15 protein-coding genes are annotated in these 17,223 nt (G+C 67.2%); 4 read left to right on the top strand and 11 right to left on the bottom strand.

All coding sequences use genetic code 11. The features are described 5' to 3' along the window. Window positions 1-24 precede the first annotated feature (24 nt). Window positions 25-2,178, top strand: a complete 2,154-nt coding sequence (locus ACODS9_RS24570; RefSeq protein ID WP_489094970.1) for a TonB-dependent receptor — start codon at window positions 25-27, stop codon at window positions 2,176-2,178. 5 nt (window positions 2,179-2,183) lie between these two features. Next, complete coding sequence (locus tag ACODS9_RS24565) at window positions 2,184-3,638, top strand: PepSY domain-containing protein (RefSeq protein WP_489094979.1); 1,455 nt, start codon at window positions 2,184-2,186, stop codon at window positions 3,636-3,638. A gap of 53 nt (window positions 3,639-3,691) precedes the next feature. On the opposite strand, the gene ykgO is transcribed toward ACODS9_RS24565, so the two are convergent. Continuing rightward, window positions 3,692-3,838: a type B 50S ribosomal protein L36 gene (ykgO, locus tag ACODS9_RS24560; RefSeq protein ID WP_023632134.1), complete on the bottom strand. Its 147-nt coding sequence runs from the start codon at window positions 3,836-3,838 to the stop codon at window positions 3,692-3,694. A gap of 133 nt (window positions 3,839-3,971) precedes the next feature. On the opposite strand from ykgO, the gene ACODS9_RS24555 reads away from it, so the two are divergent. Continuing rightward, window positions 3,972-6,062 carry a TonB-dependent siderophore receptor gene (locus ACODS9_RS24555; RefSeq protein ID WP_489094969.1) on the top strand — a complete coding sequence of 697 codons (2,091 nt, stop codon included), beginning with the start codon at window positions 3,972-3,974 and terminating at the stop codon, window positions 6,060-6,062. Between the two features lie 81 nt (window positions 6,063-6,143). After that, window positions 6,144-6,788: a DNA oxidative demethylase AlkB gene (gene alkB / locus ACODS9_RS24550; RefSeq protein ID WP_489094968.1), complete on the top strand. Its 645-nt coding sequence runs from the start codon at window positions 6,144-6,146 to the stop codon at window positions 6,786-6,788. A 13-nt stretch (window positions 6,789-6,801) separates the two neighbouring features. On the opposite strand, the gene ACODS9_RS24545 is transcribed toward alkB, so the two are convergent. From ACODS9_RS24545 to ACODS9_RS24500, 10 genes are all read right to left on the bottom strand, one after another. After that, window positions 6,802-7,764: a LysR substrate-binding domain-containing protein gene (locus tag ACODS9_RS24545; protein WP_489094967.1), complete on the bottom strand. Its 963-nt coding sequence runs from the start codon at window positions 7,762-7,764 to the stop codon at window positions 6,802-6,804. 57 nt (window positions 7,765-7,821) lie between these two features. Next, on the bottom strand, window positions 7,822-8,778 hold the full coding sequence (locus ACODS9_RS24540; RefSeq protein ID WP_401111757.1) for a peptidylprolyl isomerase: 957 nt from the start codon (window positions 8,776-8,778) through the stop codon (window positions 7,822-7,824). Continuing rightward, a complete protein-coding gene (locus ACODS9_RS24535) occupies window positions 8,775-9,251 on the bottom strand; it encodes a YbjN domain-containing protein (protein WP_038706233.1) in 477 nt (158 codons plus the stop codon). Before ACODS9_RS24535 ends, ACODS9_RS24540 begins: the two co-directional genes overlap by 4 nt. A gap of 28 nt (window positions 9,252-9,279) precedes the next feature. Next, window positions 9,280-9,927 carry a DNA repair protein gene (locus ACODS9_RS24530; RefSeq protein WP_489094966.1) on the bottom strand — a complete coding sequence of 216 codons (648 nt, stop codon included), beginning with the start codon at window positions 9,925-9,927 and terminating at the stop codon, window positions 9,280-9,282. A 15-nt stretch (window positions 9,928-9,942) separates the two neighbouring features. Then, complete coding sequence (locus ACODS9_RS24525; RefSeq protein ID WP_489094965.1) at window positions 9,943-11,640, bottom strand: putative porin; 1,698 nt, start codon at window positions 11,638-11,640, stop codon at window positions 9,943-9,945. Between the two features lie 38 nt (window positions 11,641-11,678). Then, on the bottom strand, window positions 11,679-12,353 hold the full coding sequence (locus ACODS9_RS24520; RefSeq protein WP_489094964.1) for an energy transducer TonB family protein: 675 nt from the start codon (window positions 12,351-12,353) through the stop codon (window positions 11,679-11,681). Window positions 12,354-12,361: 8 nt separating this feature from the next. Beyond that, a complete protein-coding gene (locus ACODS9_RS24515) occupies window positions 12,362-12,787 on the bottom strand; it encodes an ExbD/TolR family protein (RefSeq protein WP_046855393.1) in 426 nt (141 codons plus the stop codon). Between the two features lie 10 nt (window positions 12,788-12,797). Then, a complete protein-coding gene (locus ACODS9_RS24510) occupies window positions 12,798-14,603 on the bottom strand; it encodes a DUF2341 domain-containing protein (protein WP_489094963.1) in 1,806 nt (601 codons plus the stop codon). 40 nt (window positions 14,604-14,643) lie between these two features. Next, on the bottom strand, window positions 14,644-16,194 hold the full coding sequence (locus ACODS9_RS24505) for a ShlB/FhaC/HecB family hemolysin secretion/activation protein (RefSeq protein WP_489094978.1): 1,551 nt from the start codon (window positions 16,192-16,194) through the stop codon (window positions 14,644-14,646). A 65-nt stretch (window positions 16,195-16,259) separates the two neighbouring features. Further along, window positions 16,260-16,877, bottom strand: coding sequence for a transposase (locus tag ACODS9_RS24500; protein WP_489094962.1), 618 nt, complete (start codon window positions 16,875-16,877; stop codon window positions 16,260-16,262). Window positions 16,878-17,223 lie beyond the last annotated feature (346 nt).

The following is a 17,223-nucleotide window of genomic DNA, read 5'->3' as shown; positions in this document are numbered from 1 at the left end:
TTGATTTCAGCCAGGAAGCCTTGCATGTTCCGCATGACCACTCTGGCGCTGCTCGTTGGCAGCGCAACCTGCGCCTGGGCGCAGGACGACACCCTCACCCTGCCCGCCAGCAACGTCACGGCCACGTCCGACCAAGCCAAGGAGGCGACCAGCCTCGACCTCGACCGGCCCATCGAAAGCGGCTCACGCCTGAACCTCAGCGCCCGCGAGAACCCCGCCTCGGTCAGCGTCGCCGACCGCAAGACCATGCAGCGCATCGGCGCGCGCAACTTCCAGGACGCGGCCAATGCGCTGCCCGGAGTCAACGCCTCGGCACCGCCCGGCTGGGGCGGCTACGTGACGTATCGCGGCTTCAACGGCGCCCAGGTCAGCCAGCTGTTCAACGGCATCAACCTGCAGTATGGCGCCGCCGGGCGCCCGGTCGGAGCATGGATCTACGATCGTGTCGAACTGCTCGGCGGGCCGTCGTCGTTCCTCAACGGCAGCGGCGCCGTCGGCGGCAGCCTGAACATGATCACCAAACTGGCCAACCGCGACGAGGACACCTTCGAGGGCCGCGTCAGCTATGGGCGCTACGACACGATGGAAACCTCGGTCGGCTTCAACAAGGCGCTCAACAGCGGTGACGGCCCGCGCCACTACGCGCGGCTCGACTACAGCCGCACCAGCACCAATGGCTATATCGACCGCCAGGAGAACGGGGCCGGCAACCTGGCCTTCTCGCTGCTCAGCGACATCAACGACCAGCTGTCGCACACCCTGGCCATCGAGTATCTCGAAGAGAAGGAAGACAGCCCCTACTGGGGCGCGCCGGTGCTGCAACCGGCCAGCGGCACCCTGCACATCGACAAGCACCACCGTTTCGACAACTACAACGTCGAGGACGGCCGCTACGAGCAGCGCACCCGCTGGCTGCGCTCGATCACCGACTACCGCATCGACGACAGCAACCAGTTGCGCAACACCTTCTACCACTACAACGGCCAGCGCGATTACCGCAACCTCGAGGTGTACCGCTACAACCCCGGCAACACCGCCATCGCCCGCTCCGGTGGCTACCACCAGCGCCACGACCAGGAGGTCAACGGCAACCGCGTCGAGCTGACCCACCAGGGCCAGCTGTTCGGCCTGGCCAGCGACTGGGCGTTCGGCATGGACTACAACCGCAACCAGCAGACCGCCTACCCGTTGTCCAAGGGCGCGTTCGACAGCATCGATCCCAACGGTTTCCAGCCTGGCCACTTCCTCGACATCCCTGGCATGGACGCGCCACGCGCCAAGGGGCGCAGCACCACGACCGATACCACTGCGGGCTTCGTCGAGAACCGTACCCGCCTGACCGACCAGCTGTCGCTGGTCACCGCGCTGCGCTACGACCATATCGACTTCGACGTGGTCGACCACGTGGCCCGGACCAAGCTGAATCGGCGCTGGGATGCCTTCACCGGGCGCCTGGGGCTGGTCTACGACCTGACCTCCAATATCAGCCTGTACACCCAGTACAGCACCTCGGCCGAACCGCCAGGGGGCTCGCTCACCGGCGCGTCGATCAGCCAGGTCGGTGACTTCGACCTGAGCACCGGCAGGCAGGTGGAAGTGGGCAGCAAGTTCGACTTCCTCGACGGGCGCGGCTCGGCCACCGCGGCGGCCTACCGCATCGTACGCAAGAACATCTCGGTGCCCTCCTCGACCGTGCCCAACACCACCGAGCAGGCCGGCCAGCAGACCTCCACCGGCATCGAGCTGGCGGCGTCGTTCAAGGTCACGCCCAAACTGCTGGCGGCAGGCAACTTCAGCTGGGTCAACGCCGAATACGACGAGTTCAACGAGACCATCGGCGGCGTGGTGTACTCGCGCAAGGGCAAGAACCCGGTGAACATCCCGGACCGGGTGGCCAACCTCTGGCTGACCTACGACCTGGCGCCGGGCTGGCAGGTCGGCGCCGACGCCCGCTACGTCTCGGCGGTGTACGCCAACACCGCCAACACCCAGTGGGTGCCTTCGTACACCGTCTACGGGCTGTCGATGACCCACGACCTGGACCAGCACGTGCAACTCAGCGCCCGCCTGCGCAACCTCACCGACGAGGTCTACGCCCGCTTCATTCACCAGACCAACACCCAGTACTACCTGGGTGAGCCGCGCAGCCTGGAAGTCGCTGTGCAGTGGCGCTACTGATGGGCCTGAAACGCCAGCTGTACCTGTGGCATCGCTGGCTGGGCATCGTTGCCTGCCTGTTCATGGCGCTGTGGTTCGTCTCCGGGGTGGTCATGCTGTACGTCGGCTACCCCAAGCTGACCACGGCCGAGCGCCTGGCCCACCTGCCGGCCTTGCCGGCGGGATGCTGCGCCGAGTTGCCGGCGCAATGGGCTGAGCAGCCGTTGAAGGCGCTGCGCCTGACCAGCCTGGGCGGGCAACCGTACTATTTGCTGGAGCTGGCGGACGGTCGCCGCGTCACCCTCGATGCAGCCAACGGCGAGCCCCTGGCCAACGCCGACGCGGCCTGGGCCCTGGCCAATGCCCGGCAGTACGCCGGCAGCGCGGCATTGGTTTACCAGGGCACGCTGGACGAGGACATGTGGACCCACTCCCGGGCCCTGGACAGCGATCGCCCCTTGCACCGGGTGCAAGTGGACGATGCGGCCGGCACCTGGCTGTACCTGTCCGGGCGCACCGGCGAGGTAGTGCGCGATGCGAGCGGCCGCGAGCGCGCCTGGAACTGGGTCGGCGCCTGGTTGCACTGGCTCTATCCGTTGCGCGGCGGCCTGGGCTTCGACAATGGCTGGCGCACCCTGGTGATCGGCCTTTCACTGCTCGGCACGCTGATGGCGCTCATGGGCATCGCGGTGGGCATCCTGCGCCTGCGGCTGCGCAAGCCTTACCGTAGCGGATCGTGCAGCCCCTACCCCGGCGGCTGGTTGCGCTGGCACCACATCGGCGGGCTGCTGTTCGGTGGGGTGCTGGTGCTGTGGGTGTTCAGCGGGTTGATGTCGATGCGCCCCTGGGGCGTGACCGACAGCCGCTCGCAGATCGCCTTGCAGCAAGCGCCGCTGCGCGCCGCCGACCTGCAGTTGCCGATTGCCACGGCCCTGACCCGCTTGCACGACGCAACAGGATTCGATGCAGTGGAGCTGCAGTGGCAACGCCTGGCCGGCGTCACCTATGCCGTGGCCCGCAGCGCCGACGGCGACAGCCGCATCCTTGAAGCACACTCCCCGCCGGCGCGTACCTTCAGCCGGGAAAGGCTGCTGGCGGCCGCGCAAGCGATGGCTCCCGGAGTGACGGTGGAAGATGACTGGCAGAGCGCCTACGACTTCCACTACTTCGCCCGCGAGCCACAGAGCATGTACGGTTCCCAGGCGCGCCCACTGCCCGTGCTGCGCCTGCGCTTCGCCGACGCCGCGGGCACCTGGGCCTACCTGGACCCTGCCAGCGGCACGCTGGTGGCCAGCCACGACCGGGCGCAACGTGCCGGGCGCTGGTTGTTCAACCTGTTGCACAGTTGGGATTGGCAACCGCTGCTGGCGCGGCCGCTGTTGCGCGAAGGGTTGATCATCGGCCTGAGTAGCGGCGGCCTGGTGATAGCCCTCAGTGGTGTGGTACTGGGCTGGCGACGCCTGCGCAGGACTCTTCGGTAGCGTCATTGGGGCTGCTGTGCAGCCCCTTTCGCCTGACTGACAGCCATTGACGGCTACCCGCGCTTTTTCTTCACCCCGCCCTGCCTGGCCTTGAACCGGGGATTGGACTTGCAGATCACATAGATCCGACCACGGCGCTTGACCACCTGGCAGTCACGATGACGGCGCTTAGCCTGCTTGAGTGAGGACAGTACTTGCATGAGAACCTCCAGATACGTAATAACATAACATTAACGTAAATCATTCTCATCGCGCAACTACCCTGTCGCACCTTCTTCTGGCGATGACTGGAGCGATAATGTAATGTTATTACATATTTAACGGAGATCCCCCTTGAACCCTCGCGCTCCCCTTCTGGCCGGCCTGACCCTGGGCCTGTTCGGTCAACCGCTCGCTGCGGCCCAACCCCTGGTGCTGGACGAAACCTCGATCACCGACGCCTACCTCGAAGAGCGCGCCGACGGCCCGGTCCAGGGTTATCGGGCCACCCGCTCGGCCACCGCCACGCGCACCGACACCGATATCCGCGACACCCCGCAGAGCATCGAAGTGGTGCCGGCCCAGGTACTCAAGGACCTCAACAGCACCCGCATCGACCGCGCCCTGGACTTTGCCGGCGGCGTGTCGCGGCAGAACAACTTCGGCGGCCTGACCTTTCTCAACTACAGCGTGCGCGGCTTCACCACGGGGGAGCTGTACAAGAACGGCTTCGCCGTCAACCGCGGCAGCTACAGCGCGCCCGACACCTCCAGCATCGAGCGCATCGAGGTGCTCAAGGGCCCGGCCGCGAGCCTCTATGGGCGCGGCGATCCCGGCGGGCTGGTCAACATCGTCAGCAAGCGCCCCCAGGCCGAGACGTTCAGCACCGTGAACCTGAGCGCCGGCAGCTGGGACCGCTACCGCGGCACGCTGGACGCCAACGCGCCGCTGGACAGCCAAGGCAACCTGCTGGGCCGGGTCAACCTGGCGGTGGAGGACAACGGCAGCTTCCGCGATCACGTCAACAGCGAGCGACGGATCGTCAGCCCGTCGCTGAGCTGGCAGCTGTCGCCCGACACCCGCCTGCTGCTGGACACCGAGTTCTCCCGCACCGAATCGGTGTTCGACCGTGGCATCCCGGCGGTCAATGGCCAGATGGGCTCGGTGCCGCGTTCGGCGTTCATGGGCGAGCCCAACGACGGCAAGATCCGCAACGACAACCAGACCGTCGACCTGGCCCTGGAGCACTTCCTCGACGACAACTGGAAGCTGCGCCTGGCCAACCACTACACCCAGGGCACACTGAAGGGCAACAGCTCCGAGCCCCAGGCCCTGGTCGGCAACACGCTCACACGCTTCTACCGCGAGCGCGACTTCGAGTGGAACGACAACATCACCCAAGCCGAGCTGCACGGCCAGTTCGAGCTACTCGGCTGGCAGCACCAGAGCTTGATCGGCCTGGAATACGAGAACTACCGCAACAGCCAGAAGTACCCGCAGAGCGCGACCCTGGCCAGCTACGGCCTGGACATCCGCAACCCGGTATACGGCAAGCCCAAGCCGGCCCTCACCCGCGCCAATGACTTCTTCGAGCGCACCGAAAGCCATGCCCTCAACCTGCAGGACCAGATCGCCTTCAGCGAACGCCTGCGCGGCCTGCTCGGGGTACGCCTGGAGCGCATCGAGCAGACCTCGCAGAACCGCAGCAGCGGCATCAGCAACAGCCAGGCCAAGAATGTCGCCACGCCCCGCGTCGGCCTGCTGTACCAGCTGACGCCACAGGTCGGCGTGTTCGCCAACGCCTCGACCTCGTTCAAGCCCAACACCATCGGCACCCAGGGGCAGGTGTACAAGCCCGAGAAAGGCATCGGCTACGAGACCGGCCTGAAGCTCGATCTGTTCGACAGCCGCCTGGGCGCCACGGTGGCGCTGTTCCATATCGACAAGGAGAACGTCATCACCACCGATGCCCTGGGCGAGAGCATCGCGGCCGGCAAGGCGCGCAGCCAGGGCCTGGACCTGCAGTTCAGCGGCCAGCTCAGCGAGGCGGTGCGGGTGATCGGCGCCTATGCCTACATCGATGCCGAGGTCACCAAGGGCGATGCCAGCCTGCCCAAGGGCAGCGACCTGCTGGGCATTGCCCGTAACAGCGGCAGCGTGATGGGCGTGTATGAGTTCCAGAATGGCGCCCTGCGCGGTTCGGACCTGGGCGCGGCGTTCAACTATGTCGGCGAGCGCTCCGGTCAGGCCGGCAGCGCTTTCACCCTGCCCTCGTACAGCACGGTCGACCTGCTGGCGCACTACAAGGCCAGCGAGCAGGTCACCGTGGGCCTGAACCTCAACAACCTGTTCGATCGCAAGTACTACGAGCGCTCATACAACAGTTCATGGGTGCTGCCGGGCGAGCCGCGCAATGTCAGTGTCAGCCTGACGCTCAGCCTCTGAGGCCAACGCAGTGGCTCGCGATGCCCCACGCACCGGGGCATCGCGATACACTGTGCGGACACCACCCAAGCAGCCCCTGGCATGATCCAGTCCGATCTCGATCTGTTCGACGCACACCCCCAGCAGCTGGCCGCGCGCACCACGCTGCTGCCAGGTTTCGCCCTGGCGGAGCTCGAGCCCCTGCTCGATGCCTTGCGCCCGGTGCTGCGCGCGGCGCCGTTTCGCCACATGCAGACCCCCGGCGGCCTGCGCATGGCCGTGGCGCTGAGCAATTGCGGCGCGCTGGGTTGGGTCAGCGACGCAAGCGGCTATCGTTACTCCGCCACCGACCCGGTCAGTGGCAAGCCCTGGCCTGCCCTGCCCCGGGTGCTGGTCGAGCTGGCCTCGCGCGCCGCCGCCCAGGCCGGTTTCGACGGCTTCGTGGCGGATGCCTGCCTGATCAACCACTACCTGCCGGGTACCCGCCTGAGCCTGCATCAGGACCGCGACGAGCAGGACTACGCCCATCCGATCGTCTCGATCTCGCTGGGCCTGCCCGCAGTGTTCCTGTTCGGCGGGCTGCACCGCTCGGACCGTACCCGGCGCATCCCGCTGAACCACGGCGACGTGCTGGTGTGGGGCGGCGAGGACCGCCTGCGCTTTCATGGCGTGCTGCCGATCAAGCCTGGCGTGCATCCGCGCATGGGCGAACGGCGGATCAATCTGACGCTGCGCAAGGCCGGCTGATCCTAGCCTGCCCCTAACGGCCGGCAAACCAATCCCGGCGTTCCTCGAACGCGGCGCGGATCGCCCCGACCATCACCTGCACCAACGGGTCGGCTTCGGTACGCTCATCGACCGCCAGCCACACGCGCCGGCGCATCGGCTCGCGGAACAACCCCGGCAAGGCCAGCAGGCCACGATCCAGATGCGCCGCGTAGTGCGGCAGCAAACCGACACTGGCGCTGCACTTGATCAGCTGGCAGTACATCTCGTAGTCCTGGATCTGCGTCACGCCGGCCGAGCGGGTGCTCAACAGCGCCTGCCAGGGCGTCAACGCCTGCACGCCGACCTCGCCTTGCCATTGCACCAGCATGTAGTCCTGCAGGTGCGCCAGGCTGGTCGGGCGGTTGGCCTCGCGGGCATAACGCTTGGCGATATGCGGCAGGTACTCGAGGGTAGCCAGGGCTTCGGCGGTGCTGTCGGCAAAACAGCCGCTGCGGGCGCCCTGGTCAAGGTCGCCTAGCCATAGCGCCACATCCGCGGCCTGCTCGGGTACCTGGCGACCATCGAGCGTGGCCACCTCCAGGCGCATGCCGGCATGCTGGCGCACGAAGTTGATCAGGTTGCGGCCCAGCAGGTCCTGCAGCAGTGGTTCGGCCACGGCCAGGCGCACACTGGCGCTGGCTTCCCGCGGCGGTGGCACCACCGGTTCGCGGGCCTGGAGCACCTGCTGCAGGCGCTCGCCCTGCTGGCTGAGCACCGGGTTGTTGTTGCGGTTGACGAACAGGCTGTAGCCCAGGCGTGCCTCCAGCGCCGCCAGGCGTTTTCGCAAGGCCACCGGCTTGAGGTTGAGCCGCCGCGCCGCCTGCATGAAACAACCGCAGCGCGCGGTGACCAGAAAACAGTTCAGCGTCTGTTCGTCCAGGGCCAGCGGCACCTGGGGGCGAACGACGGGCACGCTGGTATCCGGGGCTCGCCCCCGGGACAGATCGATAGGCATCCCTCGCCTCCCGCGGGCCTGACTGGGCAGGCCCGCTTCTTCCATGGTTGTAGGCGACTAGCGGCTGCTTTCCAGCACCTGGTTGAGCGCCGCGCCGTCGATGCTGAGGGTGGCAGTGTCGAACATGCCCTCGACATAGGCCTTGGCCACCTGCTCCTGGCGCTGGGCACGCAGCACCTGGCGCAGGCGCGGGGCCACCTCGTCGAAGGTCGCCGCCCGGGCCGGCTGCTGTTCCACCAGCTTGATGATGTGATAGCCCGCCGCGCTCTGCACCGGTTCGCTGACGCTGCCCACCTTGAGTTTCGGCACCACCCCGCGCACCTCCGGCAGCAGTTGCGCCAAGGCCTGCAGGCCGGTATCCCCGCCGTTGGCGGCGGTGCCGGCATCCTGCGAATGCTCGCGGGCCAATGCGCCAAAGTCCGCATCCGCAGCCTGGGCCTGCTTGGCCAGGGCCACGGCCTGCTTGCGCACGGCCTCGTCATCCTTGGGGTTCTCCACCCGCAGGAAGATCTGGCTCAGGCGATAGCGTGCCGGCAGTTGCAACCCGGCCTTGCCTGCCTCGTAGGCCTGCTTGAGCTCGGCCTCGGTGGGATAGTCGTCGGGCACCTTGCTCACCGAGTCGAGGTAGTCGCGCAAGACGATCTGCTCGGTGGCCGCGCGGGTCTGCACCTGGATCTCCGGACGCTGCAGCCAGCCTTGGGCCTCGGCCTGCTGGTACAGGGCCTTTTCCGCCAAGCGGGCGCGGATCCAGGCCTCCAGTGCCGGCCGGTCGCCGCGCAGGCTGGCGCGGGACTCTTCGGGCAACTGGGCGAACAGCGCCTTGAGTTCACCGCTGCCCACCTGTTGCTCGCCAAGGCGCGCCAGCACCGGGCCGTTGTCGGTGGCCACCAGGGTGGCGGGCGAAGCCGGGCGCGCCGCTGCCACCGGCTGGTCGCCCGGGCGCAAGGCCAGGGCGACCGCCACTGCGACAACGGCCAGCGCGCCAGCGCCGGCCCACAGGGTTCGCGCCGTCACGAAGCGCTCACCGCATCGCTGGCCACCTGCTCGGGCGCCGTTTCGGCGACATTGCGGCTGTAGTCGCGCAGATAGACGATGAACTCCTGCAGCAGGCGATCCCACAGCAACAGGCTGCCAAGCAGGTGTTTCTCGCTGACGCCGTCGGCGACCACCACGTCCTTCTCCATCACCAGGAACTCGCCCTGCACCGACAGGCGAGCGAAACGCCGCGTGGCGTTCCAGCGCTCGGCCAGGCCCGCGGGCAGCTCGCCCTGGATACGCAGCGCGCAACTGAAGGTGAAATCGAGGAACTCGCCTTCCTGGTTCAGCGCCCGGTTGCCGAAACGTACGGCGTAACCCACGCCCTGGCTGGCGCTGAGCAACTGCACCACGGCATTCTGCTCGGTGCGATTGACCCGGCAGCCGGCATCCTGCAGCAGCTTGGTCAGGGAGTCGGCGCTAACGGTTTCGATCAGGGTGACTTCGGTCATGTGCTTACTTCCTTGCGTTGAGAAAACGTCACTGGGTCACGCCCCTGGGGGCGTCGAACTGGCTTTCGTAGAGTCTGTCGCCATAGGCCTGGGCCAGCTCCTCGAAGCGGACCCGGGCCGAGCCGGCAAAGGGCTGGCGCATCTTCATCACATCGGCGATATCGACCTTTTCATAGGCGGCCAGCATCTCCTTGGCCACCCCGTACATCTGCTGGTTGCGCGCCTGGCACTGCTGCACCTGGCCATCGCGCTCGGCCAGTTGTGCCTGCAGGCCGGCACGCTCGCTTTCCTTGGCGCGCGCCATGCCCAGCAGTTCGTCATAGGCCTGCTTGTACTTGTGCAGTTGTTCGTTGCTGCTGGCCACCAGCGCCTGGGCCTGGCTGTGCACGGCCTGCTGCTGGCCGGCGAGCTGTTCGCTCTGGCCGCGCGCCTTGGCCAGTTGCGCGGTCAGCTCGCGCACCTGGCCCAGGGCCGCGTCGCGTTGCTGTTCCGCCGCCTGGCGGGCGGCGCTGGCCTGGGCCTGCTCGCTCTGCAGGGCCTGCAGCTGTTGCGTGGTGCTGCGCAGCTGGGTGCGCAGGCGCTCTTCGAGGGTTTCGGCCGACGCCGAGGCGGCCAGGCTTGCGCCCAGCGCCAGCATCAACCAGGCGCAACGATGGCGATAGACTCCCTTGTTCATGCCCGTGCTCCTTCCCTAGAACCGCGTGTTGACTTCAAGTTGTAGCACATCGATGTCAAACGGCGCGCCGTAGACCGCCTCGCTGCTCAACCAACGGGCTGTAGCGTAGACGTTGTCGGCCAGGCCGTAGTTGCCACCGAGGAAATAGCCCTTGGCGTTGGTGCCGCCGAGGTGGAAGCTCGAGTCGTTGAACCCGTCCGGCAGCGCGTCAGGCTCGATGCGCTTGTAGCCGGCGAACAGGTTCCAGTCGCCGGCCTTGCGCATATCCAGGGCGTTGCCCAGGGTGAACTGCAACATCCAGGCGTCGCCGCCGCTCTTGATGTTGCCGTTCTCGTCGATGTTGTTGGCCAGCTGGCCGGCCGAACGCTTGCGCATGTCGCCCTCGTCGTAGGCCAGGTTGTGGATGTAGTTGGCCTGGCTGCGCAGCTTGAAGTCATGGGGCAGGTCGGCGTCCCACACCAGGTTCAGGTCGAGCAGTTCGAACTCCGAGGCGATGCCGACGAACTGCGGCTGCGGCGTGGCCGCCGGGTTGGCCGGATTGGGCGTGATATCGCGCAGCAGGAACACCGTGTTGCCCTTCTGCATGAAGGTCGGCCGGGTTTCGTCGCTGTCGCAGGCCGGCTGGCCATCCCAGGGCGCGCAGGGGCTGGAGCGCTCGCCGGCGATGTCGTCGAAGCGGTAGTAGGCCATCGCGCCCTTGAGGCGGTGATGGTCGTTGAGCGCCCATTTCGCGCCCAGCTGCGCGCCGTACAGCCACTTGTTGTCGCTGCCCTCCTTGTCCAGGCCGTTACTGCTGGCGCTGTCGTCGCTGTACTGCACAGGGAACGCGCCGACGGTGCCGAACAGGCTGAGGTCGCGGTTCAGCGGCTGGTCGAAGATCGCCGCCACGCCATCGAAGTTGAGGTCGTGGGAATAGAGGATATCGGTGGACATGAACGGATTGGCGATGCGCCCGCCGGTCAACGTCAGTCGCTCGCTGGGCGTCCAGGTGACATAGCCCTGGTCGAGCCAGATGTCCTTCTTGCCGAAGCCGCCACCGAGGTTCTGGGTGGTCGACACCGGGTTGTTGTTGGAGCCGGTGGCGACGCGGATGCCGGCCACCCAGTTGTCCGCCAGCTGGGCCTTGAGGCCGAAGCGCGCGCGCAGGCGCAGGAGGCTGTCGCGATCCTCGCGGGTGTTGAGCAGCGGCGGCAGGTTCGAGCCGCTGTTGGCGTTGACGTCGTACGGGCCCTTGTCGTTGAGCTTGGCGAAGTCGACGATCTCGTTGCTGTTGCCGTCGGCGTAGCCGCGCGACTCGTAGCGCAGGCGCAGGTCGCCGTCGAAGCTGATGCGTGAGGCCCAGTCGGGGAAAGTGTTGGGCGCGGCCCAGTTTTCCTGCTTGGCGGTGTTCATCACCTCGGCCTTGATCTCGTCGCGGATCTGCTGGCGGACGATGGCCGGCACATACTGCACGCGCACTTCGCCGTTGGCCGCGGGGGCCTGGGCAACGATCGGCGCGGCGCTGACAGCCCGCGCCTGCTGGGCCTCGCGCTCGGCCTGGGCGATCAGCGCGTCGGCCTTGTCCTGCTTGAGCACACCCTGCTCCACCAGCAGGCGGATCAGGTTGACGGTCGCGTTCTCCGACGGCGCGGCGTGGGCGACGGCCGGACCGACCGCGGTGGCGGCGGCCAGCAGGCCGAGCGCCAGGGTCAATCGGTTGACTGGGCACTTCATGGGTTTGCAGCTCCTGTGGGTCAGTCGTGCTTCGTTGTTCATGGCCGGCGCCCCTGCAGGGCGATCTTCACCGGCAAGGTCAGATTGGCGGGCGGGCGCTGGTCGAGGGCGCGGGCGCCGCGCAGGGCGGCGAGCACCTGGGCGTCCACCTCCGGCTCGCCGCTGCCGCGCAGCAGCTCGACACGGGTGATCTCGCCGGCGGCGCTGAGCCAGATTTCGGCCTGCAGGTTGAACACCAGGTTGCGCAGCTCGGGGTTGTCGCGCAGCAGGCGCTGGAAGGCATAGGCCAGGTACTGGCTGTAGGTGCCGCTGCCCAGGCCGCCACCGCCGCCACCGGCCATGCCGCCGCCCTTGCCGGCCCCGACGTTGAAGCTGTCGCCGCCCGCTTGGGCGTCGCCGTCCATCTGCATGGGGTCGGCCAGGTCCTGGGCCGGGTCCGGCGCGTCCTCGGCGGGCTTGACCTCCTCGGCCTCGGGCACCGGCTGCGGCTCGACGATCTTTTCCTCGACCGGCGGTTCAGGCTCCTTGGGCGGCTCGGGCGGAGGCGGCGGTGGAGGCGGCGGCAGCGGGATGATCGCCGGCACCTTGGGCGCCTCGCGGCGCACCCCGGCCATGTCGTTGGCCCACTGCCACAGCAGCCAGGCCAGGCCCGCGCCAGCGACGGCGAGCAAGGCCCAGGTCAGCAGGCGGCGGAAGTTGGCTTTAGGTTCCATGCCTGCCCTCACCCCTGGTTCGGCTTGCCGGTGACCAGCCCGACCTGGGCCAGTTCGAGACGGCGCAGCAGGTCGAGCACCTCGACCACTTTCTGATACTGCACACCCGCGTCACCGCGCACGATCAACGGGAAGTCCGGGCTGCGCGCCTTTTCGCTGCGCAGGCGGTCCTCCAGCTCCTGCAGCGTCACCGGGTAGGCATCGAGGAACACCTGGCCGGCATCGTTGATCGAGATCGCCTTGGTCTTGGGCTGGGCCAGCGACACCGTGGCGCTGGCCTTGGGCAGTTGCACCTGGATCCCGGAGACCTGCGCGGTGGCGGTGAGGATGAACATCACCAGCACCACCATCAGCACATCCACCAGCGGGGTGATGTTGATGCTGTCGACCGCGGCGTCGGCGTCGTCGTCTTGGGCGTTGTTCACGGATGCCATGGCTGCCTCCTCACGCCGGGATCGACGGGTTGACGCTGCGCCCGGCCGGACGCAGCGCCGCTTCACCGGCCTGGCCCTCGCCGTGCAGCTCGGCCAGGCGGGTGATGAACTCGTCGACGAACACCCGCATGTCAGCGCTGACTTCGCGGTTGCGCGTGGTCAGGCGGTTGTAGCCGAACAGCGCGGGGATGGCGACGAACAGGCCCATGGCGGTGGCCAGCAGCGCCGCGGCCATGCCCGGGGCGATGGCGTTGATGTTGACGTCGCCGGCCATGGCGGTGCCGAGGAACACCACCATGATCCCCAGCACCGTGCCCAGCAGGCCGATGTAAGGGCCGCCGGCGATGGCGTTGGACAGGGTCGACAGTTTCGCCGACAGCGCCTGGTTCTCGCGGGTGCGCACGCCGTCCATGGAGCAGCGGATGGCTTCGATGGTGGCCGCGGACACTTCACTGGTGTCGGCGCCCTGGGCGCGGCGGGTGCGGATTTCCTGCACCGCCACCAGGTACAGGCGCCACAACGAGGAGTCGGTCAGTCGGTCATGCAGTTCGCGATCGTCGGCGAACTGCTCGAGGCGCGTGCCGACCGTGGCGAAACGCTCGCGAAAGCGCGTATTGGCGGCGGTGACGCGATTGAGCGTGCGCTGCTTGCGCAGCATGATCACCCACGACTGCACCATCATCAGCACCAGGACAGCGATGATTACCCAGGCGTCCACCGGCACCGCCTTGAGCAGGAAGCCCAGGCCGCCGAAGCCGAAGCCGGATTGTTCCTCGTCGACGCCATAGACCACCAGGCGCGACTCGGCACCCTGGGCCAGCACGTCGGCCTGCAGGCTGGCCTGGCTGCGGGCGACGCGGGAAACACGCAGCTCGTCCAGGGCGCCGACAAAGGTCGCGTAGTGGCTGGCGGCCTCGCCCTCGGCCACTGGCAGGTCGCCACCGATGCCGATGGCGCCGCTGAAGGCCGCCAGGCTCACGGCCAGTCGCGCGACCGGCTGGCCTTCGACCAGCAGCGTGAGGTTGCCGCCCTCGCCCACCAGCGCCAGGTGCTGCCATTGGCCGGCGCCGAGCGCCTGATTGGCGGCAGCGCGCTGGCCGTCTACCTCAATGAAGGGCACGCCTTCGGCCAGGCCGAGCAGCAGGCTGTGCCCGGCCTCGCGGCGCGCCAGCAGCAGTTGCTCACCCACCGCCTGGTCCTGGCGCAGCCAGGTGCTGACGCTGAACGCCGCGCCCGCCGGTAGTTGCAGCGAGGCGCTGGCGGGCAGTTGCAAGGCTTGGCCACCGAGCTGGATGGCCCGCCCGATCACACCATCGACGCTGACCGTCGGCCCTTGCAGCTGGTTGCCATAAGGGCTGGCGTCACGGGCGGTGGCACCGTCGAAGTGGTAGAGCGCGGTGTAGTCGGCGTCGAAACCCGGCTGCCCGGCAGGTGCCTGGGCCTTGGGGTTGCCGTAGTACATCCACAGGTCCTGGCGCTGGCCGGCTTCTATACGGGGTACGTCGACCCAGATCAGCGCCATGCCCATCAGCGGATCGAACTGCTCGACATGATGGTTGAGCACGGTCTTGTCGTCGGCAGAGACGAAGCGGAGGTCCGCGCCGGTTTCGCTGACGCCGTCGAAGCTGAAGTTGCCGGTGTGCAGACGCACCAGCAGTGCGGTGCGGCCCAGCGCCTGGGTCAGGCCGGCGCCCTGGGGCGTGGTGTCCACGGCGATCTGCTTGCGGTACATCCAGTCGTCCTGCCACCAGGCACTGGCGCTGCCCGGCAGGGCGAAGCCCAGGCACAGCAGCAAGGTCAATATCAGGCGTTGCATGAGAGGTCTCCAGGCCGATGCCGGTCAGTAGGTCAATCGTTCAGAAAGTCGCCTGCACGCTGAAGTGCACGCGGGAAGCGTTCTTGTCGGTGTTGGGGCCGTCCTTGAGCGGCACGGCCCAGTCGAGGCTGCCGGACAACCAGTCGTTGAGCGTGGCGCGGGTACCGACGCCGACGCTGGCCAGGCTGTAGCTGTCATCCTGTTCGGGCAGTGCGTCCTGCAGGCGCAACTGAGCGCCCTCGGCGAACAGGTAGAAGCGCCAGTCGCTGATGTAGCTGCCGACGTAGCGGCCAATGGATGGGGTGCGCAGTTCCTGGGAGAACAGCAGGCCGTCGTCCCCGGTGCGTTCTGCGGCGAGATAACCGCGCACCGAGGTGGCGCCACCGGCGGCGAACTGCTCGTTCGACACCAGCGGCCCCGAGGCCAGCTGGAACGCCAGCTTGGAAGCACTCTGCCAGGCGCCGGCGAAGTCGAAGGTGTAGCTGCCGTCGCCCTTGAGCGCGGCGAAGCTGGAGTCGGCGCGGTAGCGCTTGTAATCGAACTCGGTATCGTCGCTGCCATAGCCCAGCAGGCTGCGCGTCCCGGCCACCAGGCTCAGGCCGAGGCTCAGCTGGTCCTGTTCGGTGAAACGGTAGCCGGTATAGCCCAGGGTGATCGGGGCGTACTTGAGCGGGACCTTGTCGCTGCTGCCGCCCAGGCCGACCTGTTCGTCGAAGTCCTTGAAGTCCACGCCGATCGACAGGGCGTTGGCCCAGGCACCGACGCCCGGCAGGTTGTAGATCGCCGAAACGCCGTAGGAATGGCCCTTGCCCAGCACATTGGTGCCGCCCACCGTGGCGACATTGCTGTCGGAGTGGTAGCCGGAGAACTGCACGGTCCAGCGCTCGCTCAGCGGCGCGGCGTAGGACCCGGACCAGACTTCGGCGTTGTCACGGTCCTGGGGCGCGGTGAACCAGGTCAGCGAGACGCTGTGGCCGGCCTGCCAGAGGTTGTTGTAGCCCAGGCTGACGACACTGCGCAGCTTCTCGGTGTCGGCGCTGTGGTCGTTGTTCAGGGCCAGGCTCAGGTTCCAGGGTTGCTTATCCTCGACCTGCAGGTCGACGTCCATGGTGCCCGGGCGCTGGCCTTCGCGCACCAGCGGCATGACCTGCCGCCCCGGGGCACGGTTGAGCGTGGCCAGTTCGTTCTGTACCTGGGCGAAATCGGGGACCTTGCCCTCCTCCAACGCCGGCACCTGCTCACGGATCTCCAGTGGCGAGTAATGCTTGGCGCCCACCACGCGCACCCGCCCTACCTTGGTTTCGCTCACCTGCAGGTAGACCACGCCGCCTTCGACCTTCTGCTCGGGCAGCTCGACGAACACCGACTGGTAACCCCGGGCCTGATAGCTTTTCTGCAACGCCTCACGGGCGCCTTCGAGGTCGGCCAGGGTCTTGTCCGGCCCCAGGTAGGGGTAGACCGCCTCTTCGATGGCCTGGGCGTCGAGCACGGTGTTGCCGCGCACCACGTACTCGTTGATCTCGACCCGGCGCTGCGCCTCGTCCGCGGCCACGTCGACCGCCAGCAGGCACAGCAGCGCCCCTGCGCCCATGCCGCATCGCTTGAAGAAAAAATGCTCCACACCGCCCCCTTGAGCGCCAGGAATTCGTTGGTTTGCTAGTGGTTGTCGCTGGTTGCGGGCTGGCCTTGGTGGCGGGCCAGCCAGCTGTGCAACAGGGCCAGGTTGAGGCTGAACTCGGGCATGGCCTGCAGGCTCGCGCCGAGCACTTCGTCGACCATGCGCTGCAGCAGGGAAACGGCCATGGCACTGCCCAGCAGCACGCCGAGGTCATGGCTGAACAGGCTGAAGTTCCACACCCTCGATTTCAGCTCCAGGCCGGTGAACCAGCGGAACAGCAGGTTGTAGTTGAGCTGCTCGTAGAGCTGCTTCTCGCTGGGCACCGAATACAGCAGCTGCAGGAGCAGCACATGCATCAGCATGCGCGGGGCGATGATCATGCCCTGCTGCTCGGCCAGCAGCGCCAGCGCGGGCTGGTGCGCGTCCAGCAATGCCTCTATGCGCGGCTTGAGCAGCGCCAGCGAATGGCCGGGCGGCACGCAGCTGGCCACCTCGCGCAGGGCGCCCTGCCAGTCGTCCTGGGAGACGATCCATACCCAGGGGGCGCCGTAGCGGTAGACCGAGACGGGCTGCTTGCGGGCGGCCTCGACGATCTTGGCCAGACGCTGGTCGAGCTCCTGCATTCCCACTTTCGTGTAGCGTTCCATAGTGCCCATTGCCCCGCTCCCAGGCCGGTTCTCAAGGCTTGATTGGCCTGATGGCCAGGTGCCTTGTTGGTGTCCATGGCTTTGACGGGGGTGGCGGATTGCTACCGAAGTTTTGTCATGAAAGGTTCATCAGAGGGGGTGGTTTTCGAGGGGGTCGGGGTCGGGGTCGGGGTCGGGGTCGGGGTCGGGGTCGGGGTCGGGGTCGTAAGTGATTGTTTTGATTTTTGTTTGCGCATTCGTAGAAGATGTCGACAGCTAGTCACCTTTCCGCCCTTACGGCGGGTCCCTTTTTGAAGGATCTGTATGGACCGGACACATGGTGGACACATGTGCGGGGACATGGTGGACACATTAT

The sequence above is a fragment of the Pseudomonas sp. FG36 genome, assembly GCF_057809275.1.
This window is presented reverse-complemented; position numbering and strand designations above follow the sequence as displayed.

Bases quoted from the DNA above. Each gene is read 5' to 3' on its own strand.
- ACODS9_RS24570 (WP_489094970.1), top strand. From the start codon at position 25: ATGTTCCGCATGACCACTCTGGCGCTGCTCGTTGGCAGCGCAACCTGC.
- ykgO (WP_023632134.1), bottom strand. From the start codon at position 3,838: ATGCAAGTACTGTCCTCACTCAAGCAGGCTAAGCGCCGTCATCGTGAC.
- alkB (WP_489094968.1), top strand. From the start codon at position 6,144: ATGATCCAGTCCGATCTCGATCTGTTCGACGCACACCCCCAGCAGCTG.
- ACODS9_RS24545 (WP_489094967.1), bottom strand. From the start codon at position 7,764: ATGCCTATCGATCTGTCCCGGGGGCGAGCCCCGGATACCAGCGTGCCC.
- ACODS9_RS24535 (WP_038706233.1), bottom strand. From the start codon at position 9,251: ATGACCGAAGTCACCCTGATCGAAACCGTTAGCGCCGACTCCCTGACC.
- ACODS9_RS24530 (WP_489094966.1), bottom strand. From the start codon at position 9,927: ATGAACAAGGGAGTCTATCGCCATCGTTGCGCCTGGTTGATGCTGGCG.
- ACODS9_RS24525 (WP_489094965.1), bottom strand. From the start codon at position 11,640: ATGAAGTGCCCAGTCAACCGATTGACCCTGGCGCTCGGCCTGCTGGCC.
- ACODS9_RS24520 (WP_489094964.1), bottom strand. From the start codon at position 12,353: ATGGAACCTAAAGCCAACTTCCGCCGCCTGCTGACCTGGGCCTTGCTC.
- ACODS9_RS24515 (WP_046855393.1), bottom strand. From the start codon at position 12,787: ATGGCATCCGTGAACAACGCCCAAGACGACGACGCCGACGCCGCGGTC.
- ACODS9_RS24510 (WP_489094963.1), bottom strand. From the start codon at position 14,603: ATGCAACGCCTGATATTGACCTTGCTGCTGTGCCTGGGCTTCGCCCTG.
- ACODS9_RS24505 (WP_489094978.1), bottom strand. From the start codon at position 16,194: ATGGGCGCAGGGGCGCTGCTGTGCCTGCTGGCGGTCGACGTGGCCGCG.
- ACODS9_RS24500 (WP_489094962.1), bottom strand. From the start codon at position 16,877: ATGGGCACTATGGAACGCTACACGAAAGTGGGAATGCAGGAGCTCGAC.